Consider the following 24,996-nt stretch of genomic DNA (forward strand, 5'->3'; position numbering starts at 1 on the left):
ATCCCTTGCGGCATGCGTGAGCGCCGCCGGGAGCATCAACGAAGGCGCGCACAGCACAGGAGTGGCCCGTGGCAGCACAGCGCACGATCGCCGCGCGGGCGGTCCGGCAGGAGTCCGAGGTGCTGTTGCGGCAGTTGGAGGCCTATCTCGGGGCGCTGCGCACCGGCCGGTCCGCGGCCGACGTCGACCGTGCCGAGCGGGTCGCCGCCGCACTGCGCCGGCTGATCGCCGACACCGCCGGCGCCAGCGCCGCCGACCGTGCCCGCGTCCGGGCCGCCGTCCACTATTTCGTCTATCAGGGCCCGGCCCGCGGTGGCGCACGTCTCGCGCTGCTCACCGGCGGCAGGGTCGCAGCCGACCGCCGTCGTGCCGGCGACGAGCGTGTCGTCAACGACCTGTTGCGTGAGCTCGGCCGCCCCGACCTCGTCGTGACCGAGTAGACCGACGCAGCGCTCCGAACGGATGACTTGCCTGGCCGGGCAGCGAAGGGGGTCTCTCACCGCAGGGTGGGAGACCCCCGTGCGGTTCAGGAGATGCTCGCGGTCGCCAGCTTCACGCTGAACGCCAGGAACACGCCACCCACCGTGGTGCTCAGCCCGGCGGCCAGTCTGCGCCGCGATCGGAACTGATCCGCCAGGAACCGCCCGCCGAAGATGAGCACGGTGAGGTACAGCACGGAGAGGATCTCCACGATCGCGCCCAGGATCAGGAAGCTCACCGCCGGATGCGGATAGGCCGGGTCGACGAACTGGATGAAGAACGAGACGAAGAACAGGATCGCCTTCGGGTTGAGCAGGCTGATCACGAGCGCGCGCCGGAAGGGCCGGTCGGGCGGCGGCGTGGCCTGGGGCTCCGCCGGAGGCCGCCGGAACCGCCGGACCGTGTCGATCACCAGCCGGACGCCGATGTAGGCCAGGTAGGCCGCGCCCGCATACTTCACCACGTTGAACAGCCAGGAGTAGGTGTGCAGCAGCGACGCCACACCGCCCGCCGACAGGGTCATGAGGACCGCGTCGCCGAGCCAGACCCCGGCCGCCCCGCGGTATCCGTCGCGCACGCCCCGCCGGACGGCGACGGACAGCACGTAGAGCGAGTTGGGCCCGGGTAACAGCACGATCGCGACCGTGCCCAGGACATAGGTCCAGGGGTTGGTGATGCCGAGCACTAGTGACCTCCCGCTGCCAGCGCCGCACCCAGGCGGGCCCGCGCCTCGGGCCACTCGTCGGCGATCATCGCGAACAGGACGGTATCGCGCCAGCTGCCGTCGGATCGCTGCCGGTGAGCCCGCAGCACACCCTCGCGCCGGGCGCCGAGCCGCGCGATGGCACGCTGCGACCGCTCGTTGCGGATGTCGGTGTGCCACTCGACCCGGATCGCGCCGAGCGTGTCGAAGGCGTGCCCCATGAGCAGCAGCTTCGCTTCGGTGTTGACCCCCGAGCGCCACCAGGGGCGGCCGAGCATGGTGTGCCCGATGGCGATCGAGCGCCGGTCCGGGTCGATCGCATAGAACGAGGCGCTGCCGACGATCGTGCCGGTCGCCGGATCCTTCTGCACCATGGCGGTCCGCGCCGGGTCGGCGATCGCGGCCGCGACGATCCGCGCCATCTCCGCCGCCGAAGCCGGCCGGGCGACCGCGAGGTGGGTCCACACTTCGGCGTCGTCGAGCGCGGCGAACAGCCCCTCGGCGTGCACGTGGTCGAGCGGCTCCAGCACGACGTGCGTGCCTCGCAGCGTGGGCGCGGCATGCCACGGAGAGCGCTTCGGCCGCAGATATTCCGGGAGTGGTACCTCCAGATCCTGCGCCGGCACCGGCACGCCCGCGGTCAGGCGCAGCGGCACCACACCGGCCCAGTGCGGCAGGGTGAGGTCGGCCTCGTCGTCGGCGACCCCGCCGGTGCGCACCTTCGCCGAGACCTCCTCGAGCCGCAGTGCCAGCATCGCGGTCTGCGCCAGTTCCTTGGTGTTGGCCGGGCGGCTGTCGGCCGCTCGTCCGGTTGCGACCTTGTCGACCAGGGCGGCGAAGGCGTCGGCCCGCTCCCGCTCGTCGGTGACCAGCCGTGCCGTGCCGTGCGCGACGACCGAGCGGTAGTTGACGCTGTGGTGGAACTGGGATCTGGCGAGCACCAGCCCGTCGATGAGCGTCACCGTGACGCAGACCGGCAGGCCCTGCTCCCGTGCGGTGAGCATGGCCCGGCTGCCGGTGGACCCGTGCAGGTAGACCGTGTCGCCGACGCGGGCGTGCAGCGTCGGCAGCACGCGGGGCTCGCCGTCGACGACGAAGCCGAGATGGCAGACATAGGCCTCGTCGAGCACGCTGTGCACGAGCGCCGCGTCATAGGAGGCGCGCTCGCCGAGCCGCTTGGGCGTGGTCCGTGCCGTCTTCAGGTAGGTGTCCACCGCGACCTCATTTGTTCTAGTACAATCTGTGAACTGTGGCAGTACAATATCAGCCGTCGGCGGAGACGGCAGCCGTGATTTCCGGCGCGACGGCGGCCGAGATCGCCACCAGTGTCGAAGCCGCTGTCCGCACCGGCGGGCTCGACCCGGGCGCCGCGCTGCCGCCGGTGCGCACGCTGGCCGCGACCCTCGGCGTGAGTCCGGCGACCGTCGCCGCGGCCTATCGGGTGCTGCGCGGGCGCGGCCTGATCGAGACGGCCGGCCGGGCCGGCACCCGGGTGCGCGCACGCCCGCCGGTGGCCCACCGCACCGGACACGCGCTCGGGGTGCCCGAGGGGGTCGTCGACCTCGCCTCCGGCGCGCCCGACGCCGACCTCCTGCCCGGCTTCGCGCGGCACCTCATCAAGCTGTCGCGCAACATGCCGCCGATCAATTACGGCGCGGGCGGCCCGCTGCCCCAACTGCTGCACCTGGCGGGGGAGCGGTTCGCCGCCGACGGCGTCCCGGACGGCCGGCTCACCGTCACCGGCGGCGCGCTCGACGGCATCGAGCGGGCGCTCGTCGCTCACCTGCGGCCCGGCGACCGGGTCGCCGTCGAGGACCCGGGCTGGGCCAACCTGCTCGACCTCGTCGCGGCGCTCGGGCTCACGGCGGTGCCCGTGCCGGTCGACGACGAGGGCCCGACGGAGGACGGCCTGTCCGCCGCGCTCTCCTCCGGGGTCGCGGCCCTGGTGGTGACCGGTCGCGCGCAGAATCCGACCGGTGCGTTCGTCACCCGCGGGAGAGCGCTCGCGTTGCGCCGGAGACTCATGCAGTACCGATCGATTCTTGTTCTTGAAGACGATCACGCGGCTGAGTTGGCACATGAACGTCCGCATCCGCTGGCCGGTGCGACCGACTCGTGGGCCTACATCCGCTCGTTGTCCAAGCCGTATGGCCCCGATCTGCGTGTGGCGACGGTGGCCGGGGACGAGACCACCGTCGCGCGGATCGAGGGGCGCATGCGGTTCGGCACCGGCTGGGTCTCCACCGTCCTGCAGCGCCTCGTCATCGAGCTGTGGCGGGATCCGGAGACGAAGGGCCTGGTGAGACGCGCCCGGGATCGCTACGCGGAGCGCCGGCAGGCCCTGCGTGACGCCCTCGGCGGGATGCCGGCGCGCGGCGTGAGCGGCATCAACGTCTGGGTCCCGGTCGCCGACGAGACCTCCATGGTGGCGGGACTGCGCGAGGACGGGTTCGCGGTGGCCCCCGGCGCGATGTATCGGCTGGTGAGCCCGTCGGCGATCCGCATCACGACGGCCGCGCTCGATCCCCGGGACGCGCCACGCGTCGCCGAGGCGGTGCTGCGCCGTGCCGCCGGGACCATACAGCGACAGGTGTGAAAAACCACTCTTGTTGCGGGGCCGTGACGCAATCGGTCGAAGAATGTCAGACCCTCCCGTTACTGTCCCCCGGCGTGGACACCAGCACAAGTGGTGCCACCTTCAGGGAGGAAACAGCAGCGTGAAACTCGTCAAGAGTGCCGTCCTCGGCGTGGTCGCCGTGGCGTCGTTCGCCTTCGTCGCCGCCTGCGGTGACAAGGGCGGATCGGACACGTCGGCCGGTGCGTCGTCGGCGGCTCCGTCGCCCACCAAGTCGCTGAGCGCGGCCGATCAGTTCTCGGCGGCGGTGACGAAGACCACCGCCTCGACCCACAAGTTCAAGGTCACCATGGCCGAGGGTGCCTACGAGGGCAGCAACGACCCGGCGGCGGGCGTCAGCACCGGCAAGCTCACCGCCGAGGTCGAGCCCGGCACGAAGATGTCCATCGACGTGCAGATCACCCCGGCTGCCTACTACGTGAAGATCAGTGGGCTGCCGCTGCCGGGCTTCGACGGCAAGAAGTGGCTCAAGATCGACCCGTCGAAGGTCAAGTCGATGAGCAACCTGGGCATCGGTGACCCCAAGGACCCGGTGGACCTCAAGGACCTCCCCGGTGTGATCGCGACGGCCGAGACCACCGACGGCAAGCTCATCAAGGGCACGCTCGACTTCACCAAGACGACCTGGGGGACCATCGACGACGAGGCCGTCAAGGCGCTCGGAGACAAGGCGAAGGCCGTGCCGTTCGAGGCCACGGTCGACGACAAGGGTAACCTCGCCACGCTGAAGGTCAGTGTCCCGGCCTACGGTGACACGAAGGCCGGCGACGTCACAGCCACGTTCAGCGACTTCGGTGCCCCGGTCACGGTGACCACGCCGGCCGCTTCCGAGGTCGAGGACGCACCCGCGTCCACCTATGACCTGTTGAACGGGGCGTAGGCGGGTCTGTGGGGGCCGGCCGCACCGCGCCGGCCCCGCACAACCCGGTCGGGCGTAGATGCAGGGAGGGGAAGCATGCGCACCAGCAGGATCATCGCGGCCGCCGTCACGGTGGCGACTCTGGCGTTCGGCACCGCGTGTGGGGGCGGCGACGAGAAGAAGACGAATGCCGGCGGCAGCAGCGCGCCGACGTCCGCCGCGTCGCCGTCGCCGACCGCCAGGGAAGTCCTGGACAAGGCGGTCAAGGACCTCAACTCCTCGACCTACACCTACACGATGAAGATCGCCGAGGGCACCTTCTCGGGGGCCGCCGACCCGGCCGGCAAGCATCAGGTGAAGGCCGACGGCGTCATCTCCGGCGTGAAGTACACGATCGAGGGCATCGTCATCGGCACCGACTACTACTTCAAGACGAGCATCCCGGCGAGCGGCGTCAACCCCAAGAAGTGGTACAAGCTCGACCGCGCCAAGGTCACCAAGCAGGAGATCATCGGCCTGCTCGAGGAGAAGGACCCGACCAGCAGCCAGCAGTTCGTCGGCCGCGTCGGCACGGCGAAGCAGGAGAGTCCGACGACGATCACCGGGACCTATGACCTGAGTCAGGGCGGAGACCTGGGCGTCGACGACAGCGCCGTGCTCGCCGCGCTGGGGGAGAAGGCCAAGGCCGCGCCGTTCATCGCGACGCTCGACGCCCAGCACAAGTTGACGTCGATCAAGATCACGATCCCTGCCTACGGGACGGTGTCCGAGCAGACGATGACGATCGACTACGCCGGCCACGGGCAGCCGGTCACGGTCGCGCCGCCGAAGGCCGCCGACGTCACGCCCGCCATCGCCGCGGTCTACAGCCTGCTGAACAGCTGACCCCCGGGCGGCGCTACGCTGCGCCAGATGAGGACGGCACTCGTCACGCTCGTCGCATTGATCGCGCTCACCGGCTGTTCGATCGGCGGCAAGGACGACGAGCCGCCGAAACCCACCGCCTCGGCGGTGCCGTCGCCGACCGGGCTCGCCACCAGCCTGCGGGCGTTCAGCATCGGCAGCTACAGGTTCAAGGTCGTCGCCAAGGAGGGGAGCTACACCGGGGCGATCGACCCGGTCGCCGGCATGCTCGACGCCTCCGTGAGCGTGCGCTCCGACGGTGCGTCCCTGAAGATCGACACCATCGGGGTGCACGGCTCGGCGTATACGCGGCTGACGGGCCTGCCGCTGCCCGGGTTCGACGGCAACACCTGGTTTCGGGTCGACCAGGCCCGGGTGACGAGGCCGGGCGCCCTCGGGCTCAGCGCGATCGCGGACCCGACGGGCGTCCAGGCGCTGGTCGCCGCCACGCATGACGTGCGGCGGTCCGGCGGGACGTACAGCGGGACCGTCGACATGACGCGCGTGAACGCCTGGGGGCCGGTGGACATCGCGCGGGTCGTGCAACTCGGGGCCGTCGCGAGGGCCGTGCCGTTCGAGGCGACGGTGGACGGCCAGGACCGGCTGCTCACGATGAAGGTGAACATCCCCGACAACCCGGTCGAGGCGGCGTACTCCGACTTCGGCTCCCCGGTCACCGTGACGGCGCCCTCGTCGGCGGAGCCGCTGCCCGACCACCTCTACGGCATGCTCGGCCTCTGACAGGCCTAGGGCCTGTTTCGTCACTGAGGCCGGGCTGCGGCGGGCCCAGATTTCGTCTGGCGCCACCCCGCGAAAGCCCGGTTACAACACCGGTAGCCGGACTTCCGCGGGGCGACGCCAGACGAAATCTGGACTCCGCCTCGCTCCGACCCCAGTGACGAAACAGGCCTAGGCGAGACTGTGTCTCGCGTCGCACACTTGCCCGCATGGAGCACCACCTGTACGAGGCCGAGCACCATGCCTTCCGGGAACTGTGCAAGGAGTTCCTGGCGCGGGAGGCCGTGCCGCACAACGACGAGTGGGAAAAGGCCGGCATCGTCGACCGCGACGTCTGGCGGAAGGCCGGAGCCGCCGGCCTGCTCGGGATGGACGTCGACGAGGAGCACGGCGGCGGCGGGCAACGCGACTTCCGGTTCAACGCCGTGCTGGTCGAGGAGATCGTCGCCGCCGGCGCGTCCGGGCTCGGCTTCGGGCTGCACAACGACGTCGTCGCGCCGTACCTCACCGATCTCACGACCGAGGAGCAGCGGAAGCGCTGGCTGCCGGGATTCTGCTCGGGAGACATCGTCACCGCCATCGCGATGAGCGAGCCCGCCGCCGGCAGCGACCTGGCCGGCATCCGCACGACCGCGGTCCGTGACGGCGACTCGTGGGTGCTCAACGGCCAGAAGACCTTCATCACCAACGGCGAGCTCGCCGACCTGGTGATCGTCGTGGCCAAGACCGACCCGTCCCGCGGCGCCCACGGCATCAGCCTCTTCGGCGTCGAACGCGACACGCCCGGCTTCACCCGCGGGCGGCGGCTGGAGAAGGTCGGCCTCAAGGCCAACGACACCGCCGAGCTCTTCTTCGACGACTGCCGCATCCCCGCAGACCACCTCATCGGTCAGGAGCACCAGGGCTTCTACCACCTGATGGCCAACCTCCCGCGGGAGCGCCTCGGCATCGCCGTCGCCGCGGTCGCCGCCGCCGAGCACATCCTCTCCGTCACGCTGGACTACGCCAAGAGCCGTGAGGCGTTCGGCCGCCCGATCGGCAAGTTCCAGCACAACCGCTTCCTGCTCGCCGAGCTCGACACCGAGGTCACGATCGCACGCACGTTCCTCAACGCGTGCATCGTCGAGCAGAACGCCGGCCGCCTCTCCGTCACGGACGCCGCCAAGGCCAAGTGGTGGACGACCGAGCTGCAGAACAAGGTCGCGGACCGGTGCGTGCAGCTCCACGGCGGCTACGGGTTCATGCTCGAGTACCCGGTCGCCAAGGCGTGGCTCAACAGCCGCGTCCAGACGATCTACGGCGGCACCACCGAGATCATGAAGGAGATCATCGGCCGGGGTCTGGGCCTGTAACGGCGGCCAGCGCTTCGAAGATCAACGCGGTCGAGGTCGCGCCCGGATCCTGGTGGCCGATGCTGCGTTCGCCCAGGTAGGAGGCGCGACCCTTGCGAGCCTGCAGGGGGACGGTCGCCCGCATGCCGTCGGCGGCCGCAGCGGCGGCGGCCCGAGCGGCCGCCGCCTCGTCGCCCGGGGCCGCCGAGTACGCCTCCACCGCCGGAGCCAGGGCGTCGACCATCGTCTTGTCGCCGGGCACGGCCTTGCCGAGCTTCTGGACGGCCTCCAGCGCCGCCTCCAGCGCCTGCGCCACCGACGACTCCTGCTGCAGTGCCTTGCCCATCGCGCGGAACGCGGAGCCGTACAGCGGGCCGGACGCACCGCCGACCTTCGATACGAGTGTCGTCCCGGTCTTCACCAGCACGTCACCGGCGGCCGGCGTCTCGGCGGACTCCAGCGCGGCGACGACCGCGTCGAACCCGCGGCGCAGGTTGACGCCGTGGTCGCCGTCACCGATCGCGGCGTCGAGCTGGGTCAGCTCGTCGGCCCGGTCGCGCACCGCCGAGGCGATGCCGGTGACCCAGGCCCTGGCCAGTGCGGCGTCCATGTCACATCCCCCAGCGCAGGCCGGGCGTGCGGACCGGGGCGTCCCACAGCCGCAGCAGCTCGTCGTCCACCCGGCAGACCGTCAGGGACATGCCCGCCATGTCGAGGCTGGTCACGTAGTTGCCGACGAGCGAGCGGGCGATCCGCACCCCGGCGGCGTCCAGCAGGCGCGTGATCTCGCCGAACATGACGTACAACTCCATGAGCGGGGTCGCACCGAGACCGTTCACCAGGACGATCGCGGGCTCGCCGGACGCGATCGGCTTGGCCGTCAGGATCGGCTCGGTGACCAGTGCGGCGATCTCCTTCGCCGGGCGCAGCTTCTGCCGGCTGCGGCCGGGCTCGCCGTGGATGCCGACGCCCACCTCGATCTCGTCGTCGGGCAGGTCGAACCCGGGCTTTCCGGTGGCGGGCGTCGTGCAGGCGGTGAGCGCCACCGCGAACGACGCCGACAGCTCGTTGACGCGGCGGCCGACCGCGGCCACGTCGGCCAGCGGCGCACCCTCCTCGGCCAGCGCGCCGGCGATCTTCTCGACCAGCAGCGTCGCGCCGGTCCCGCGGCGGCCCGCGGTCCATGTCGAGTCCTCGACCGCGACGTCGTCGTCGACGAGCACGGTCTCGACCCGGATGCCCTCGTCGTCGGCGAGCTCGGCGGCGAGCTGGAAGTTCATCACGTCGCCGGTGTAGTTCTTCACGACGTGGACGACGCCCGCGCCGCCGTCGACGGCCTTGGTGGCGGCCAGGATCTGGTCGGGGACCGGCGACGTGAAGACCTCACCCGGGCAGGCGGCGTCGAGCATCCCGGGCCCGACGAACCCGGCGTGCAGCGGCTCGTGCCCCGAACCGCCGCCGGAGACCAGCCCGACCTTGCCGGTGCGCGGCGCGTCGGCGCGCACGACGAACTGCTCCGTGAGGTCGACCCGCAGATCGGGATGGGCGGCGGCCACCCCGGCCAGCGCCTCCCGCACCACGTCGGCCGGATCGTTGATGAACTTCTTCATGCCTGTCATTTTGGCGGTACCGCGGGCACATAGCATTGCCCGACATGGAGCAACCGGTAGGAATCGTGCTGGTCTCGCACAGCGAGCGGCTGGCGCACGGGCTGCGGGACCTGCTCGTCCAGGTGGCGGGCGAGGAGGTGCCCATCGAGGCGGCCGGCGGGACCGACGACGGCGGCCTCGGTACCAGTTATGACCGCATCCTCGTCGCCATCGACCGCGCGGACCGGGGCGCCGGCGTCCTCGTGCTGACCGACCTCGGCAGTGCCGTGCTCACCGCGCAGACCGTCCTGGAGGACCGGGTCGCCAACGACGCGGTGCTGGTCGACGCGCCGTTCGTCGAGGGCGCGGTCGCCGCGGCGGTGCTCGCCGGCACCGGCGCCGGCCTGGCCGAGGTGACCCAGGCGGCGGTGGAGGCCCGTGATGTCCGCAAGCTCTGAGCTGTCGGTGGTGCTGCCGGCCGACCTGCACGCCCGCCCGGCCGGGGCGCTGGTGCGGGCCGCGGCGGGCTTCACCAGCACCGTCGAGGTGGTGTTCGACGGCAAGCAGGCCAATGCCCGCAGCGTGCTGGCCGTGATGGGGCTCGGTGCGCGGGCCGGCGCGACGGTCGTGGTCCGGGCGACCGGCGCGGACGCCGCCGAGGCGGCCCGCGCGGCCGCATCGATCCTGGAGGACGTGAAGTAAGGAGTAGTGCGCACCTTGGTGCGTACGCGACGATGACGGGCGTGACCGCCCTCATCACCCCACCCGGCGTCGACGTCCACCGGCTCCAGCGCCGCACCCTCGGCCTGCTGGTCAGCATGCAGGTCGTCGGCGGGCTCGGCGTGGCCAGTGGTGTGTCCGTCGGCGCGCTGCTCGCGGCGTCGATGGCGGGGCCGACCGCGGCCGGGCTCGCCGGCAGCAGCACGGTCATCGGCGCGGCGCTCGTCGCGGTGCCCGCCGCGCGGCTGATGCGGTCCGGCGGGCGGCGGCCCGGCCTGGTGTTCGCGTATGCCGTCGGCGCGCTCGGCGCCCTGCTGGTGGCCACGGCCGTGTGGCTGGACACCGTGCCGCTGCTGTTCATCGGCACGTTCCTCTTCGGCGGGTCGAGCGCGGCGAACCTCCAGTCCCGCTACGCGGCGGTGGACCTGGCGGCGGCGGACCGGCGGGCGCGGCACCTGTCGATCGTGGTGTGGGCGGCGACGATCGGGGCGGTCGCGGGGCCCAACCTGGCGCCGCTCACGGATCGCCTGACCGCGCGGTGGGGAGTTCCGGAGTACGGCGGGCCGTACCTGTTCAGCGCTGTCGTGTTCGGGTTGGCGGCGGTGGCCGTGCTGGCGTTGCTGCGGCCGGATCCGTTGGTGACGGCGCGGTCGCTGGTCGCCGAGTCAAATATTTCGGACAAATCGCGTGGCATGTGGCGTGAGGCCGTCCGCACCGTCCTGGCCAGCCCCGGTGCGCGGGTGGGTGTTGCCGCCGTCACCGTCGGTCACGTGGTCATGATCGGTGTGATGTCGATGACCCCGGTCCACATCGGCGACTACGTCCACGATCACGGCGACCTGCTGCGCGTCGTGGGCCTCGTGATCAGCATCCACATCACCGGCATGTACGCGCTGTCGCCCGTCATCGGCTGGCTCGCCGACCGCTACGGCCGCCGCCCGCTCATCCTCGCCGGCGTCGCGCTGCTCCTGCTGGCCTGCGCACTCAGCGGCACCGCCGGGGACAGCACGCCACGGCTCTCCGCCGGGATGGCCCTGCTGGGGCTGGGTTGGGGCTGCACGATGGTGGCCGGTTCGACGTTGTTGTCGGAGTCGGTGCCGGTTGAGCGGCGCGCCGGCGTTCAAGGCCTGTCCGACCTGGTGATGGGGGTGGCCGGCGCGTCGGCGGGAGCGCTCGCCGGAGTCGTGGTCGACCTGTTCGGCTATCCGGCGCTGACGATCGTGGCAGCCGTCGCCGTCGTTCCGCTCGTGGCGGTGGTGTCGCGCCGGTCGGCTGCTTAACGTGGTCACGTGCGTTTGACGGATTTCTGGCAGCGGCTGGAGCAGGTGTTCGGCGTGGGATACGCCAGGAGCATCGCCCACGACCAGGTGTTGTCGCAGCTGGGCGGCCGCACCATCGACGAGGCCCTCACCGGCGGCGAGGAGACCGCTACCGTGTGGCGGGCAGTAGTTGCGGCTTACCCGGAGCGTGTTCCTGCACGTCTTCGTTGACATTTTTGGCGTGTCGGCGTGTTGGTCGAACAGATGTACGGGTAATCTCCTGCTCGTTGGGCACCACGCGGGCAGTTTTTGTCATACCCGGCGCTTAGCTTGTCTGCGTGACCAAACGAACGCCGACGAAGACCGCGAACCCAGGGGTGACGGACATGGCAGTACAACCGGACCGGGAGAAGGCGCTCGGGCTCGCCCTCTCGCAGATCGACAAGCAGTTCGGCAAGGGCTCCGTGATGCGCCTCGGCGAGCGCGTCCTGGCCCCGCAGGCGGTGATCCCGACCGGCTCCATCGCGCTCGACGTGGCTCTCGGCATCGGCGGCCTTCCCCGCGGCCGGGTCATCGAGGTCTTCGGACCGGAGTCGAGCGGTAAGACGACCGTGGCGCTCCACGCGATCGCCAACGCCCAGGCTCAGGGCGGCATCGCGGCGTTCATCGACGCCGAGCACGCGCTCGACCCCGACTATGCCAAGGCGCTCGGCGTCGACACCGACGCGCTGCTCGTCTCCCAGCCGGACACCGGTGAGCAGGCGCTCGAGATTGTGGACATGCTGGTCCGCTCCGGCGCGCTCGACATCATCGTCATCGACTCGGTCGCCGCTCTCGTGCCGCGCGCCGAGATCGAGGGCGAGATGGGCGACAGCCACGTGGGTCTGCAGGCTCGCCTCATGAGCCAGGCCCTGCGGAAGATCACCGGTGCCCTCAACACGTCGGGGACCACGGCGATCTTCATCAACCAGCTGCGCGAGAAGATCGGCGTCATGTTCGGCAGCCCGGAGACCACGACCGGTGGTCGCGCGCTGAAGTTCTACGCGTCGGTCCGCCTCGACGTGCGGCGCATCGAGAGCCTGAAGGACGGCACCGATGTCGTGGGTAACCGCACCCGCGTCAAGGTCGTCAAGAACAAGGTGGCCTCGCCGTTCAAGCAGGCCGAGTTCGACATCATGTATGGCAAGGGCATCTCCCGCGAGGGTTCCCTCATCGACGTGGGGGTCGAGCAGGCGATCATCCGCAAGTCCGGCGCGTGGTACACGTATGACGGCGACCAGCTCGGCCAGGGCAAGGAGAACGCGCGGAAGTTCCTGCGCGAGAATCCCGACGTGGCCGCCGAGATCGAGAAGAAGATCAAGGAGAAGCTGGGTGTCGGCGTCGGCCAGTCGACGGACGCCGCGGGCGGTCCGGACGCCGTCGCGGTCGACTTCTGACGGCCTTCGGCGGGCGGTTTCTGACGGTCAGCCGAGACCGACCTGGTGCCGGCGTCGCGTGGGCCAAGCCGCGCGACGCCGGCATCAGGTCCTCTGCTGCTGGATGCGCGGTCATTCGGCGCGGACGACACCGGAGGTGATTGATGCCGGGCTGGGGGAACCGGCGAGGCGACCGGCGCCGGAGCGCCGAGGACGCTGAGTCTTCGCCCTCCACCGACGATCCGGGCTCGGGTCGCGGCGCTTTGCGGTCGGCTCCGGCTGACCCGCGGGAGGCAGCGCGGGAAATCTGTCTGCGCCAGCTGGCGGTGCGGCCGCGCACCCGGGCAGAGCTCGCCGCGGCGATGCGCAAGCGCGGCGTGGAGGACGACATCGCCGCCGAGATCCTCGACCGGTATGACGAGGTCGGCATCATCGACGACGCGGCGTTTGCCCGGGCCTGGGTGACCAGCCGCCACCACGGCCGCGGCCTGTCCCGGCGGGCACTCGCCGGCGAGCTGCGGCGCAAGGGCGTCTCCTCCGACGAGGTCGGCGAGGCGCTCGACCAACTGGCCCCGGACGTCGAGGAGCAGACGGCCCGCGACCTGGTGGCCCGCCGCCTGCGGGTCGAGTCCAACGCGGCTCCCGAGGTGGCGTTCCGCCGGATCGTCGGCATGCTGGCCCGGAAGGGCTACCCGCCGGGCCTGGCCATTCGCCTGGTCAAGGAGGCGCTGGCCGACCGCGACGCGGCTGCGGCCGAGTTCGCGGACAGCATCGACCCGGACGCCCTGGCCGACTCCACGCTGGAGCCGGACTCCCGCTGAGCTCCGCGCCTGCCCCGGGCCTCAGATGCCGCACGGGTAGTGAGTGTCCATCAACGGGCTTCACCCTTCAGGGTGGCCGGCCGGGTGACGGCTCATGATCATGGAGTTTTGCGGGACTCTGGGCCATGGAAACGTCCGTGATCATGGCTGACGGCGGGTTGCGGGGTGGCCGTTTCTCGACGTGTGGGCAATCGGGTGGAAACGGCGACTTCTGTGACCGCCGTCGATGGTGTGGTTGGTGGGGGCCACGGTGTGTGGTGGAATGGTTGCAGCCGTACCGCGGCTTGAACTCGACGCCGAGTCTTCGGGTCGCTACCCCGGGTCGAACTCAGGCGGTCATGAGCGCCCGACATGCCGGAAACATCCGGGCAAATGTCGCTGCTGGGACGTTTCGGCTGGCGAGCGCACTTGACGGACTTACGTCCCGTATGGTGCCCGATCATGAGTCCTTGACCGAAGCGCCCTTGACGACCTAGCCTCGGCGTTACCAGATGGAGACCGCCCAACCACCGCGGGTTTACCGCACAACATAGATCGCGTCACAGATCAGCAACACTTACGAGATTGCAGCAGATAAGAGCGCCACACCTTGCGGGAGGTGTCGGCGCTAGCAGCGGCCTAGCAGCGGGGCTTCCTAAGCCTCAATATCGATACATCTTGATGCAGTGGCCGGGCGTCTCCTCCATATCACCCGCGTCGCCATATGTGCGACGCCGAGCGGAGCGAGGTGACGTCGTGACGGAATGCGCCCGTGTCATCCTCTGCGACCCGAATGCCCACGCCAGTCGGGCCGGCGACCGCGAGGCCGTCGACATACCTGGCGCCGACATAACTGACGACCAGAGCGGCGACACCCATAGGGCCATCATCGGAGGTGTTGCCGGCCGAGCAAGCCTGGGAAGCGCGGACCGAGGCAGTGCCGGCCGAGGCCCGGACAGTAGCGGCCGAGCCGGAGTCGAGAACCACGGTCCAGTCATCACGGTGTTGACCGGTGGCCGCCTGAACGGCCGCACGGGTGCTGCCGCCGGGCGGAACGGTGCGAAGCGCTTCGAGGTGGCGGCGTGAGCGGGATCGAGATCGTCCTAGCCGTTGCGGTCGCCGTCCTCGTTGTGGTGGTCGTTGTCGTGGTCGTCGCGGCCCTCAAGGTGGTCCGGCGGCTCAGTGTCGCGCCTGTGCCTGTGGCGCCGGCCGCCGACGACCCGGCGTTCCTCGCCGAGAAGGACCGCCAGGAACATTCTCTCGCATCGTTGCGCACCGCCGCCGAAGACGCGACCGCCGCCGTTGATGAGGCGCGGGCGGCGGCGGCTGCTGCCCGTACCGAGGCCGCGGCAGCCAAGGCCGAAGCGTCCTCCGCGCGCTCGGAGGCGCGGCGGATTCAGGACGCCGCCCGGGCCGAGGCCGACTCGCTCCTGGAGCGGGCCCACCGGCAGGCGGAGCAGGACGCCGAGCAGGCCAGAGCCACCGCCCGCCGCGCCGGCGAGCGGGAGGTCAGCCAGCTCACGGCCGTCGCCAAGGAGCAGTCCCAGGATGCCGAGCGCCGGCAGCGCCGGTTGGACGAGCGGGAGCGGCTGCTCGCCGAGGAGGCCGAGCGGCTGGCGGAGCGGGACCGGCGCATCAGCGGTACCGAGGCCGATCTCTTGGAACGTGAAGCGGCGTTCACGCGCCGTGAGGCGGAACTCGCCGAAGCGGAGGAGCGGCACCACGAGGAGCTGGAGCGCATCGCCGGGCTCACCGCCGACGCCGCCCGGGTCGAGGTCATCGAGACGATCGAGGGGCAGGCCAAGCGGGAGGCCGCGCTGCTCGTGCGGGACATCGAGAACGACGCGCGCAGCACCGCCGAGCAGCGGGCCCGGCACATCGTCGTCGACGCCATCCAGCGGGTCGCCAGCGAGCAGACCGCGGAGAGTGTCGTCAGCGTGCTGCACCTGCCCAGCGACGAGATGAAGGGCCGGATCATCGGCCGCGAGGGGCGCAACATCCGGGCGTTCGAGTCGACGACGGGGGTCAACCTCATCATCGACGACACGCCGGAGGCGGTGCTGCTGTCCTGCTTCGATCCGGTACGGCGCGAGATCGGCCGGCTCACCCTGGAGAAGCTGGTGCTCGACGGGCGGATCCACCCGCACCGCATCGAGGAGGTCTTCGAGCAGGCCAAGCACGAGGTCGAGCGGCTGTGCAGCCGGGCCGCCGAGGACGCGCTCGTTGAGGTCGGCATCACCGACCTGCACCCGGAGCTCATGACGCTGCTGGGCCGGCTGCGGTACCGCACCAGCTACGGCCAGAACGTGCTCAAGCACCTGGTGGAAACCGCGCACATCGCCGGGATCATGGCCTCCGAGCTGCGGCTCGACCCGGCGCTCATCAAGCGGTGCGCGTTTCTGCACGACATCGGCAAGGCGCTCACCCACGAGGTCGAGGGCAGCCACGCGCTGATCGGCGCCGACGTGGCCCGCAAGTACGGCGAGCACGAGGACGTCGTGCACGCGATCGAGGCGCACCACAACGAGGTGCTGCCGCAGACGATCGAGGCGGTCCTCACCCAGGCGTCCGACGCCTGCTCCGGCGGCCGGCCGGGGGCGCGGCGGGAGAGCCTGGAGGCGTACGTCAAGCGCCTCGAGCGCATCGAGGAGATCGCCGGCGGCAAGTCGGGCGTCGAGAAGGTCTTCGCGATGCAGGCCGGCCGCGAGATCCGGGTCATGGTCCGCCCCGACGACGTCGACGACATCGGGGCGGCCGTGCTGGCCCGGGACGTGGCGAAGCAGATCGAGGAGGAGCTGACCTACCCCGGCCAGATCCGCGTCACCGTGGTCCGCGAGTCGCGGGTGACGGAGATCGCCCGCTAGGGAGCGATCTTCGCGTCCGGCTTCACGTAGGGGTTCGCCACCTTGTACGACCAGATCACCGGATCCGGAACGTTGAGGTTGCCGTCCCGGTCGAACTTGATCGACCGGGACACGCCCTTGCCGTCGTACGACTTCACGAAGGCCTGCATGTCCGCCCGGGTGCCCTTGCCGGCGAGGAGGCCGGCCAGGTAGACGTTCGCGGCGTCGTACGACTCGGGGCCGTAGTAGGTGGCCGTCTTGCCGTACTTGGCCTGGTAGCGCGACCCGAAGTCGTCGCCGGCCTTCTCCGGGGGCAGGCACGGGCAGGTGATGACCACGCCGTCGGCCGCGCCGGCGGTGTTGTTGACGAAGCCCTGCGTGAAGATCCGGTCCGCCGCCACGACCGCGATCGTCGGCTTGGCAGTCCGCAGCGCCTTCACGAAGATCGCCCCGTCGTCGGCCTGACCGGCGAAGTACACCCCGTCGGGGTTGGCGTCCGTGACCTGCTTGACCGCCGACGCGAAGTCCTTGTCCGCCCGCCGGATCGAGACCGTGCTGCTCGCGGTCGGACCCAGCGCGTCCGACGCCCCTTTGCGTCCCACCGTGCCGAAGTCCGTGTCGTCGTACACGATCACGACCTTCTTCGCCTTCAGGACGTTTTTCAGGTAGCGCCCGCCGGCCGCCGCCTGGTCCGTGTCCGAGCCGATGATCCGGTGGAACGTCGCCCAGCCCCGCGTGGTCAGGTCGTCGTCGGGCGAGAACGGCGTGATCATCGGGACACCGGCCTCGTCGAGGATCGGCCCGGCGGCGAGGATCTCGTTGCGGTACACCGGCCCGACCACGCCCATGATCTTGGGATCGTCGGCGAGATCCTGTGCCTTGGACTTGCTGAGGTCTTCTTTGCCCTGCGTGTCGAACTCCGCGAACTCCACCCCGCACGACGGGTTTTTGGTGTTGAAGTCCTCGACCGCCATCTTGACGCTGTTGCGCATCATGACGCCGTCCTCGGAGTTGGTGCCGCTGGCCATGCCGAGATAGGCGATCTTGTTCCCGCACGCCGGGGACACGGCCGGCGCCGCCTGCTTCGACGGGTCGCCGCCCGGCTCGTCGCCGCCGTCGCGGTTGACCCACCAGATGAGCCCGCCGACCACGAGCAGCAGCGCCAGCACGCTGCCGCCGATCGCCGCGACCAGGGCACCCGAGCGCTTCTGATTCGGCGGCTGTACGGGCTGCTGCCAGGCCGGTGGCGGTTGCTGCACGGGGATCTGCGGCACGGAGACCGGCTGCACCGGCGGCCGGTGGGCGACCGGTGGCTGCTGGACGACCGGTGGCTGGTACACCGGGGGCCGCTGCTGCTGGTATCCGACCGGCTGCTGAACGGGCGGCCGCTGGACCATCGGTGGCTGCTGGACCGGCGGCGTGCTCACCGGTGACGGCGGCGTGCTCACCGGCCGCGGCTGGTTCGGCACGGGTGGCGGGCTCACCGGCTGCCCCGAGGTGGGCTGCGTCGGCACGATCGGCATCGAGCCGGTCTGCAGCAGCGGCGGCAGGTGCGGTGTCAACGACGGCATGCTGAACGCCGGCTCGCCCGAGACGGGCTGGCCCGACACCGGCTGGCCGGAGGTGGGAACCCCTGACACAGGCGAGGCCGCGACGTCGCCGCTCGGCTCCGTCCCGCCCGGCCCTGCCGGTGTTCCGCCGCCCGAGGTCGGCCGCGGACCGCCGGAGATGGGGGAGGGGACGATCGGCGACCCGGTCGCGCCCACGCCGCCGACCGCCGCCCGGCCGGTCGGCGGCGCCAGGTGCAGCGCACCCTCGGCCACTACCAGTTCCGGCTGCTCGATCGCGGTCGGTGCCAGTCCCATGGCCCGGTGCAGCAGGGTCGCCGCGAGCGGGATCCGGCTGGAGCCGCCGACGAGGAACACGGCCACGACCGGTGACTGCGCCACCCCGGCGGACCGGAGGGCGATCTGCGTCGTGGTCACCGTGCGGTCCAGGATCGGCTTGGCCAGCTGCTCCAACTGCTCCCGGCCGATCGGCACGCTCTCGTCGAACAGCGGCACGTGCACGTACGTCGTCGCGGCCCGGCTCAGCATCTCCTTCGCCAGCCGGGCGTCCTCCCACAGCTGCCAGGCGGCCCGCCGGTCGGTCTCGCTCTCCGGGTTGGTGAGGCGCCGCCACTGGTCGCCCTCGCGGCCGGCGAAGTTGCGCCCGAGGTACGCCACCACGGCCGCATCGACGTCGAGACCGCCCGCGTCGGGCAGGCCCTCGCTCACGAGCACGTCGAAGCCGCCGCCCGCGTTGCGGCGCACCACACTCGCGTCGAAGGTGCCGGCACCGAAGTCGTAGACGACGGCGACGCCGCCCACCGGGACGTGCGTGCCGACCGTACCGACAAAATAGGACGCGGCGGCGACCGGCTCGGGGGACAGCAGCGGCGCCGGCAGCCCCGCCGCCGTCGCGGCCTGCGCGAGCGTCTGGCGGCGCTGCGGCGGCCACGTCGCCGGGTGCGTGATCATCACCTGGCCGGGCTTGGCTCCCGCCACCCGCTCGGCCTCGGCGGCGACCCGGCGCAGGACGCTCGCGACGAGCTCCAGCACGGGCACGTCACGCTCGCCGAGCCAGACGACGCTCTCTTCGACGCGGCGCTTCGGATACGGCTCGAACCGGTGCGGTTGCAGGCGTGCCGAGTGGACGGCGTCGCGCCCGGTGAGGATCGTGCCGTCGGCGTTGACGTAAACGGCCGACGGCAGCAGCGGTGATCCGTCGAAGAGCAGGGGCTTGGTGCGGCCGTCCGGCCAACGCAGGACCGCGACGGTGTTCGAGGTGCCGAAGTCGATGCCTAGCCGAAAACCGCTGTCCGCCACCCGGGCAGCGTACGCACCGGGCGCAACCTTGCCAATCGCCTCAAACGGCAGCTGCACTTCCGGTTTCCGTCGTCGCAGGGGCCGGTCGCGCCGTCGTCTTCATCCGCCGGCCGCCACGGCTCATCCGCTTCTGCAGCCAGTAGGCGAAGTAGCTGAGCAGGCCGCAGGTCGCGATGTAGATGGCGGCGACGATCAGGTAGCTCGGCACGTAGGGGAACCCGAACGTCAGGCGGCCACCGATCTGCTTGCCGACGGTCAGCAGCTCCGGCACGGTGATGATGAACCCGAGCGCGGTGTCCTTCAGTAGGACCACGAGCTGGCTCACGATCGCCGGGAGCATCGAGCGCACCGCCTGCGGCAGCAGGATGAGCGTCATCACCTGGGTCTTGCGCATGCCCAGGGCGTACGCCGCCTCGGACTGCCCGCGCGAGACCGCCTCGATGCCGGCGCGGAAGATCTCCGCCAGCACCGAGCCGTTGTAGAGGGTCAGGCCGATGACGAGCGGCCAGAACGGTTCGATCTTGAAGCCGAGCTGGAGCGGCCCGTAGTACGCGAAGAAGATCAGGATCAGCAGCGGGATCGCCCGGAACAGCTCGACCACCACGGTCGACGGCGCCCGGAAGAATGCGTGGTCGCTCAGCCGGCCGGCGGCGAAGATCGCACCGAAGGCGAGCGCCAGCACCGCGGCGGCGCCCGCCGCCCGCAACGTGGTCAGGTAGCCCTGGAGCAGTTGCTCCTGGATCGCCGTGTACTGGAACTGCTGCCACTTGATCGACTCGAACTGGCCGGTCTCGTTGAAGCGGTACACGATGTACCCGAGCAGGGCCAGGATCGCGAGAGCGCTCACCACGCCGATGATTCGGTTACGCAGCCGCGCCTTGGGTCCGGGCAGGTCGTAGAGCACGTTGGTCATCGCGCGACCTTCCAGCGCCGTTCGAGCCGCCGCTGCAGGTAGACCAGCGGGGCGATGATGATCAGGAAGCCGATGGCGATCCAGAGCAGGACCTGGATCTGGTTTTCACCACGCTCGGCGAGGTAGGCGCGGATGGCGCCGGCCTCGGCGACCGAGAAGCCGGCCGCGACGGTGGTGTTCTTCAGCATGGCGATGAGCACGCTCATCATCGGTGGCACGATGCTGCGGAACGCCTGCGGCAGCACAACCGAGCCGAGCACCTGGCCGAACGTCATGCCGAGCGCGCGGGCGGCCTCGGCCTGCCCGACCGGCACCGTGTTGATGCCGGAGCGCAGCACCTCGCAGACGAACGCGCTGGTGTAGGCCGTGAGCGCGATGCACGCGCCGGTGAAGTAGTCGAAGGTCACGTTGAGCTTCGGCACCGCGAAGACGAGCAGCGCGAAGACCAGCGTCAGCGGCGTGTTGCGCAGCAGTTGCACGTAGGACGTGCCGAACGCGCGCAGTGCCGGGATCGGGGACACCCGCATCGCCGTGAGCAGCGTGCCGAGAACCAGGGAACTCACGGCGGCGATCACAAACAGCTCGATCGTCGACAGGAAGTGTGGGCCGATGACGTCCCAGTTGTCGGTCAGTACGTGCCAGAACGAACCCATGAAGACCTCGGGGAAGGGGAAGGGGCGCCGCTCGCGGCGGCGCCCCTCGTGGTGTCGACTAGTACTTCTCGAGCGTCGGCGGGGTGGCCGACGAGCCCGACTTGCCGAGCGTGCCGTCGTAGATCTTCTGCCACGTGCCGTCGCCGAAGGCGGCCTCGAGCGAGGCGTTGACGAAGTCGCGCAGTGCCTTGTCGTCGTGGTTCAGGCCGATGCCGTACTTCTCGGGGTACGGCTGGCTCGTCGCCGGGTTGATGAACGGCTTGCCGACGACCTTCAGCAGCGCCGGGTTCTGCGCCGCGTAGCCCTTGAGGATCGCGTCGTCCGTGGTCACCGCGTCGACCTTCTTGTCGATCAGCTGCGACACGCACTCGGAGTAGGTGCCGAACTCGACGATCTTGCCGCCGGGCTCGGTCAGCTTCTGATCGCGCACCCGCTGGATCGGGGTCGAGCCGGTCACGGAGCAGATCGTCTTGCCCTTGAGCGAGTCGGCGCCGGTGATCGCGCTGTCGTCCTTGCGGACCAGCAGGTCCTGCGCGGCGATGAAGTACGGGCCGGCGAACGAGACGTCGGTCTTGCGCTTGTCGGTGATCGAGTAGGTGCCGACGTAGTAGTCGACCTCACCGCTCTTGATCGCCGTCTCGCGGTTGGGGGACGGGATCTCCTTGTACTCGATCTTCGCCGGGTCGATGCCCAGCTTCGACGCGATCAGCTGCGCGATCTCGATGTCGAAACCGCAGCGCTTGCCGGACGCGTCCTTGTAGCCGAGGTTCGGCTGGTCGTACTTGACACCGACGACCACCTTGCCCGCCGACTTGACCTTGTCGAAGGTCGGGCTGCCGGTGATCGCGACGTTGCTGGCCGGGGTGAGCGTCACGCCCGACGAACTGCAGCTATCGCTGGCCGGTGCGTTCGACCCGGTGGCCCCCGGGGTCTCCGGGGTCGGCTCGCCCTCCTTGCCGCAAGCGGCAAGGCCCAGTGCAAGGGTGGCGACTGCGGCTACCGCCGCGATCCGCGTGATTCGCATGATTGCGTGCTCCTTTCCATCACCTCAAGGCCGCCCGGGGTCGCCGGACGGCCGGAAACGCACCGGTCAGTGCGTCAGGATCTTCGACAGGAAGTCCTTTGCCCGGTCGCTCTTCGGGTTGGCGAAGAAATCGGCCGGCGCCGCTTCCTCCACCAACTGGCCGTCGGCCATGAAGACGACGCGATTGGCCGCGTGGCGGGCAAACCCCATCTCGTGGGTGACCACGACCATGGTCATGCCTTCCCGGGCCAGCCCCGTCATCACGTCGAGCACCTCGCCGACCATTTCGGGGTCGAGGGCGCTCGTCGGCTCGTCGAACAGCATGGCCTTCGGCTGCATGGCGAGCGCCCGGGCGATCGCCGCGCGCTGCTGCTGGCCGCCCGAGAGCTGTGCCGGGTACTTCTCCGCCTGCGTGCCGATGCCGACCCGGTCGAGCAGCCCCATGGCGCGCTCGCGCACCACGGCCGGCTTCTCCTTACGGACCTTGACCGGCCCCAACATCACGTTTTCCAGCACTGTCTTGTGCGCGAACAGGTTGAACGACTGGAACACCATGCCGACCTCGCTGCGCAACCGGGCGAGCGGGCGGCCCTCCTCGGGCAGCCGTGTGCCATCGAAGACGATCTCGCCGTCGTTGATCGGCTCCAGCCGGTTGATGGCGCGGCAGAGTGTCGACTTGCCCGAACCGGAGGGCCCGACGACGACCACGACCTCACCGCGGCCGATCGACAGGTTGATGTCCTTCAGAACGTGCAACTCGCCGAACCACTTGTTCACGCCATTGAGCACGATCAAAGGTTCGTCTGTCATCGTCCGCCTCGCTGCGTGGGAATGCTTTCGGGAAACGTTAGCCGCGGCAGCGCCCCTGAACGGCGGCGCAGCGGTCACGGACCGATAACGGCGAGGCCCTTTTGTCACACTGTCGACCATGAGAATTCTGGTGACCAACGACGACGGCATCGACAGCCCCGGGCTCCACGCACTCGCCGCGACGGCCGTCCGGGCCGGACACGACGTCGTGGTCGCCGCCCCGGCGAAGGAGGCGAGCGGCGCCAGCGCCTCGCTCACCGCCGTCGATGTGGGCGGGCGCATCAGCATGGAAGAGCGCATCCTGCCACCGCCCCTGGCCGCGGTACCGGCGTTCGCCGTCGCCGCCTCGCCGGCGTTCATCGTGCTCATCGCGACCCGCGGCGCGTTCGGCGAGCCGCCGGCCGTGGTCCTGTCCGGGATCAACCGGGGCCCGAACACGGGTGCCGCGGTCCTGCACTCCGGGACGGTCGGCGCGGCGTTCACCGCGGTCGACAACGGCTGCCGCGCGATGGCCGTCTCCCTCGGCGTGTCCTTCGACCCGCGCGCCGCGGCCGAGCCGCACTGGGAGACCGCCGCCGAGGTCGCCGGCACCCTGATGCCCCTGCTCACCGGCCCGTTCGTGCTCAACGTCAACGTCCCGAACGTGGCGGCCGGTGACCTGCGCGGCATCCGGCGGGCGCACCTCGCCGAGTTCGGCACGGTGCAGATGACGCTGCTGGAGCAGGGTGAAGGCTTCGTGCGCATGTCCTTGGAGCAGTTGGACGGTGGCGCGGAGCCCGGCAGCGACGATGCGTGGCTGCTCGACGGCTACGTGTCGGTGACGCCGATCCGGCCGCCCCACGAGGCTCTGGACGTATCGCTGCCGGGGTTGGTGGATCCGTCCGGGGAGCATGTCGGGGGCTAGACTTCGTGCTGCCATGACTGCTCCTTTTTCCGCGCCGCGCACCTTCAAGGTGATCACGTACGGCTGCCAGATGAACGCGCACGACTCCGAGCGCATCTCGGGTCTGCTGGAGGACGCCGGCTATGTCCCGGCGGCGGCCGACGGCGACCCCGACGTGGTCGTGTTCAACACGTGCGCGGTGCGGGAGAACGCCGACAACCGCCTCTACGGCAACCTCGGCCACCTGCGGCCGACCAAGAGCGCCAATCCCGGCATGCAGATCGCCGTCGGCGGCTGCCTGGCGCAGAAGGACCGCGGCGAGATCGTCAAGAAGGCGCCCTGGGTCGACGTGGTCTTCGGCACCCACAACATCGGCTCGCTGCCGGTGCTGCTCGAGCGCGCCCGGCACAACGCCGGCGCCGAGGTCGAGATCCTCGAGTCGCTGGAGGTCTTCCCCTCCACGCTGCCGACCCGCCGTGAGTCGACCTACGCCGGCTGGGTGTCGATCTCCGTGGGCTGCAACAACACCTGCACCTTCTGCATCGTGCCGTCGCTGCGCGGCAAGGAGAAGGACCGCCGGCCCGGCGACATCCTGGCCGAGGTCCGGGCGTTGGCCGCCGAAGGTGTACTGGAAGTGACGCTGCTGGGGCAGAACGTCAACTCCTACGGCGTCGAGTTCGGCGACCGCTTCGCCTTCGGCAAGCTGCTGCGCGCCTGCGGCTCCGTCGAAGGTCTGGAGCGTGTGCGGTTCACCAGCCCGCACCCGAAAGACTTCACCGACGACGTGATCGCCGCGATGGCCGAGACGCCGAACGTGTGCCACTCCCTGCACATGCCGCTGCAGTCGGGCTCCGACGCGGTGCTGCGGGCGATGCGCCGGTCGTACCGCGCCGAACGCTACCTGGGCATCATCGACAAGGTCCGGGCCGCGATGCCGGACGCCGCGATCACCACGGACATCATCGTCGGCTTCCCCGGCGAGACCGACGCCGACTTCGAGCGCACCCTGGACGTCGTCCGGGCGGCGCGCTACTCCAGCGCCTTCACGTTCCAGTACTCCAAGCGCCCCGGCACCCCCGCCGCGACGATGGAGGACCAGGTGCCGAAGGCGGTCGTCCAGGAGCGGTACGACCGGCTGATCGCCACACTCGAAGAGATCAGCTGGGCGGAGAACAAGAAGCTCGTCGGCCGGACGCTCGAAGTCCTGGCAGCCGTCGGCGAGGGCCGCAAGGACGGCGCGACGGGCCGCCTGTCGGGCCGCGCCCGCGACGGCCGCCTGGTCCACTTCTCGGCCGACCCGGCGGCCGGCATCCGCCCCGGCGACGTGGTCCACACAACGGTGACCTACGCGGCTCCGCATCACCTCAACGCCGACGGCCCGCTGGTCTCCCACCGCCGCACCCGCGCCGGCGACGCGTGGGAAGCCGGCCGGGTGACCCGCACCCCGGGCGTTTCGCTGGGCATGCCCACGATCGGCTCGCCGCCACCCCAGCCGACGACCAACTCCTGCTGACAGCTGCCCCTCGCTCGGGGACGCCTCCGCCGGCCGGCTCTCCTCCAGCCGGCGCACG

The 24,996-nt window shown here is 70.5% G+C and carries 24 protein-coding genes; 15 read left to right on the top strand and 9 right to left on the bottom strand.

Annotated elements, in window-relative coordinates; genetic code table 11:
* Positions 1–68: 68 nt before the first annotated feature.
* A complete protein-coding gene (locus Dfulv_RS08275) occupies positions 69–440 on the top strand; it encodes a hypothetical protein (protein WP_259862052.1) in 372 nt (123 codons plus the stop codon).
* Between the two features lie 86 nt (positions 441–526).
* Here Dfulv_RS08275 and leuE read toward each other — a convergent pair whose 3' ends face one another.
* Together leuE and Dfulv_RS08285 are read right to left on the bottom strand one after the other, a co-directional pair.
* Complete coding sequence (gene leuE, locus Dfulv_RS08280; protein ID WP_259862053.1) at positions 527–1,165, bottom strand: leucine efflux protein LeuE; 639 nt, start codon at positions 1,163–1,165, stop codon at positions 527–529.
* Positions 1,165–2,397 carry a bifunctional pyridoxamine 5'-phosphate oxidase family protein/GNAT family N-acetyltransferase gene (locus tag Dfulv_RS08285; protein WP_259862054.1) on the bottom strand — a complete coding sequence of 411 codons (1,233 nt, stop codon included), beginning with the start codon at positions 2,395–2,397 and terminating at the stop codon, positions 1,165–1,167. Before Dfulv_RS08285 ends, leuE begins: the two co-directional genes overlap by 1 nt.
* Before the next feature lie 35 nt (positions 2,398–2,432).
* On the opposite strand from Dfulv_RS08285, the gene Dfulv_RS08290 reads away from it, so the two are divergent.
* The 5 genes from Dfulv_RS08290 (at position 2,433) to Dfulv_RS08310 (ending at position 7,670) form a co-directional block, all read left to right on the top strand.
* The gene (locus Dfulv_RS08290; protein ID WP_259862055.1) at positions 2,433–3,779 is read left to right on the top strand and encodes an aminotransferase class I/II-fold pyridoxal phosphate-dependent enzyme; all 1,347 of its coding nucleotides are present in this window, start codon (positions 2,433–2,435) and stop codon (positions 3,777–3,779) included.
* A 121-nt stretch (positions 3,780–3,900) separates the two neighbouring features.
* On the top strand, positions 3,901–4,698 hold the full coding sequence (locus tag Dfulv_RS08295) for a hypothetical protein (RefSeq protein ID WP_259862056.1): 798 nt from the start codon (positions 3,901–3,903) through the stop codon (positions 4,696–4,698).
* A gap of 75 nt (positions 4,699–4,773) precedes the next feature.
* Positions 4,774–5,562, top strand: coding sequence for a hypothetical protein (locus Dfulv_RS08300; protein WP_259862057.1), 789 nt, complete (start codon positions 4,774–4,776; stop codon positions 5,560–5,562).
* Between the two features lie 27 nt (positions 5,563–5,589).
* Positions 5,590–6,321, top strand: coding sequence for a hypothetical protein (locus Dfulv_RS08305; protein ID WP_259862058.1), 732 nt, complete (start codon positions 5,590–5,592; stop codon positions 6,319–6,321).
* Between the two features lie 206 nt (positions 6,322–6,527).
* Entirely contained in the window at positions 6,528–7,670 is a 1,143-nt protein-coding gene (locus Dfulv_RS08310) for an acyl-CoA dehydrogenase family protein (RefSeq protein WP_259862059.1), read from the top strand.
* Here the strand turns inward: Dfulv_RS08310 and dhaL are convergent.
* Together dhaL and dhaK are read right to left on the bottom strand one after the other, a co-directional pair.
* Complete coding sequence (gene dhaL / locus Dfulv_RS08315; RefSeq protein ID WP_259862060.1) at positions 7,645–8,259, bottom strand: dihydroxyacetone kinase subunit DhaL; 615 nt, start codon at positions 8,257–8,259, stop codon at positions 7,645–7,647. The genes Dfulv_RS08310 and dhaL overlap by 26 nt on opposite strands.
* Before the next feature lies 1 nt (position 8,260).
* Complete coding sequence (dhaK, locus tag Dfulv_RS08320; RefSeq protein ID WP_259862061.1) at positions 8,261–9,259, bottom strand: dihydroxyacetone kinase subunit DhaK; 999 nt, start codon at positions 9,257–9,259, stop codon at positions 8,261–8,263.
* A 44-nt stretch (positions 9,260–9,303) separates the two neighbouring features.
* Here dhaK and dhaM point away from each other — a divergent pair, with 44 nt between their 5' ends.
* The 7 genes from dhaM (at position 9,304) to rny (ending at position 16,296) form a co-directional block, all read left to right on the top strand.
* Positions 9,304–9,696, top strand: a complete 393-nt coding sequence (dhaM, locus tag Dfulv_RS08325) for a dihydroxyacetone kinase phosphoryl donor subunit DhaM (RefSeq protein WP_259862062.1) — start codon at positions 9,304–9,306, stop codon at positions 9,694–9,696.
* Positions 9,680–9,940, top strand: coding sequence for an HPr family phosphocarrier protein (locus tag Dfulv_RS08330; protein WP_259862063.1), 261 nt, complete (start codon positions 9,680–9,682; stop codon positions 9,938–9,940). The genes dhaM and Dfulv_RS08330 overlap by 17 nt, the downstream gene beginning before the upstream one ends.
* Positions 9,941–9,972: 32 nt before the next feature.
* A complete protein-coding gene (locus tag Dfulv_RS08335) occupies positions 9,973–11,238 on the top strand; it encodes an MFS transporter (protein ID WP_259862064.1) in 1,266 nt (421 codons plus the stop codon).
* 9 nt (positions 11,239–11,247) lie between these two features.
* Positions 11,248–11,448, top strand: a complete 201-nt coding sequence (locus Dfulv_RS08340) for a DUF3046 domain-containing protein (RefSeq protein ID WP_259862065.1) — start codon at positions 11,248–11,250, stop codon at positions 11,446–11,448.
* Positions 11,449–11,603: 155 nt separating this feature from the next.
* Positions 11,604–12,653 (top strand): recombinase RecA, encoded by a 1,050-nt coding sequence (recA, locus tag Dfulv_RS08345; RefSeq protein WP_259862066.1) that lies wholly within the window; start codon positions 11,604–11,606, stop codon positions 12,651–12,653.
* 143 nt (positions 12,654–12,796) lie between these two features.
* Complete coding sequence (locus Dfulv_RS08350; RefSeq protein ID WP_406567947.1) at positions 12,797–13,453, top strand: regulatory protein RecX; 657 nt, start codon at positions 12,797–12,799, stop codon at positions 13,451–13,453.
* Positions 13,454–14,514: 1,061 nt separating this feature from the next.
* Positions 14,515–16,296, top strand: a complete 1,782-nt coding sequence (rny, locus tag Dfulv_RS08355) for a ribonuclease Y (RefSeq protein WP_259862068.1) — start codon at positions 14,515–14,517, stop codon at positions 16,294–16,296.
* On the opposite strand, the gene Dfulv_RS08360 is transcribed toward rny, so the two are convergent.
* The 5 genes from Dfulv_RS08360 to Dfulv_RS08380 form a co-directional block, all read right to left on the bottom strand.
* Complete coding sequence (locus Dfulv_RS08360) at positions 16,293–19,142, bottom strand: ABC transporter substrate-binding protein (protein WP_259862069.1); 2,850 nt, start codon at positions 19,140–19,142, stop codon at positions 16,293–16,295. The genes rny and Dfulv_RS08360 overlap by 4 nt on opposite strands.
* 40 nt (positions 19,143–19,182) lie before the next feature.
* The gene (locus tag Dfulv_RS08365) at positions 19,183–20,055 is read right to left on the bottom strand and encodes an amino acid ABC transporter permease (RefSeq protein WP_259862070.1); all 873 of its coding nucleotides are present in this window, start codon (positions 20,053–20,055) and stop codon (positions 19,183–19,185) included.
* Positions 20,052–20,708 carry an amino acid ABC transporter permease gene (locus tag Dfulv_RS08370; RefSeq protein ID WP_259862071.1) on the bottom strand — a complete coding sequence of 219 codons (657 nt, stop codon included), beginning with the start codon at positions 20,706–20,708 and terminating at the stop codon, positions 20,052–20,054. The genes Dfulv_RS08365 and Dfulv_RS08370 overlap by 4 nt, the downstream gene beginning before the upstream one ends.
* Before the next feature lie 58 nt (positions 20,709–20,766).
* A complete protein-coding gene (locus Dfulv_RS08375; protein WP_259862072.1) occupies positions 20,767–21,732 on the bottom strand; it encodes a glutamate ABC transporter substrate-binding protein in 966 nt (321 codons plus the stop codon).
* Positions 21,733–21,798: 66 nt separating this feature from the next.
* Complete coding sequence (locus tag Dfulv_RS08380) at positions 21,799–22,542, bottom strand: amino acid ABC transporter ATP-binding protein (RefSeq protein ID WP_319805776.1); 744 nt, start codon at positions 22,540–22,542, stop codon at positions 21,799–21,801.
* Positions 22,543–22,660: 118 nt separating this feature from the next.
* Here Dfulv_RS08380 and surE point away from each other — a divergent pair, with 118 nt between their 5' ends.
* Together surE and miaB are read left to right on the top strand one after the other, a co-directional pair.
* Positions 22,661–23,446: a 5'/3'-nucleotidase SurE gene (surE, locus tag Dfulv_RS08385; protein ID WP_259862073.1), complete on the top strand. Its 786-nt coding sequence runs from the start codon at positions 22,661–22,663 to the stop codon at positions 23,444–23,446.
* A gap of 13 nt (positions 23,447–23,459) precedes the next feature.
* Positions 23,460–24,938 carry a tRNA (N6-isopentenyl adenosine(37)-C2)-methylthiotransferase MiaB gene (gene miaB, locus Dfulv_RS08390; RefSeq protein ID WP_259862074.1) on the top strand — a complete coding sequence of 493 codons (1,479 nt, stop codon included), beginning with the start codon at positions 23,460–23,462 and terminating at the stop codon, positions 24,936–24,938.
* Positions 24,939–24,996 lie beyond the last annotated feature (58 nt).

Origin of the sequence: Dactylosporangium fulvum (assembly GCF_025137375.1) — a bacterium.
Classification (GTDB): domain Bacteria; phylum Actinomycetota; class Actinomycetes; order Mycobacteriales; family Micromonosporaceae; genus Dactylosporangium; species Dactylosporangium fulvum.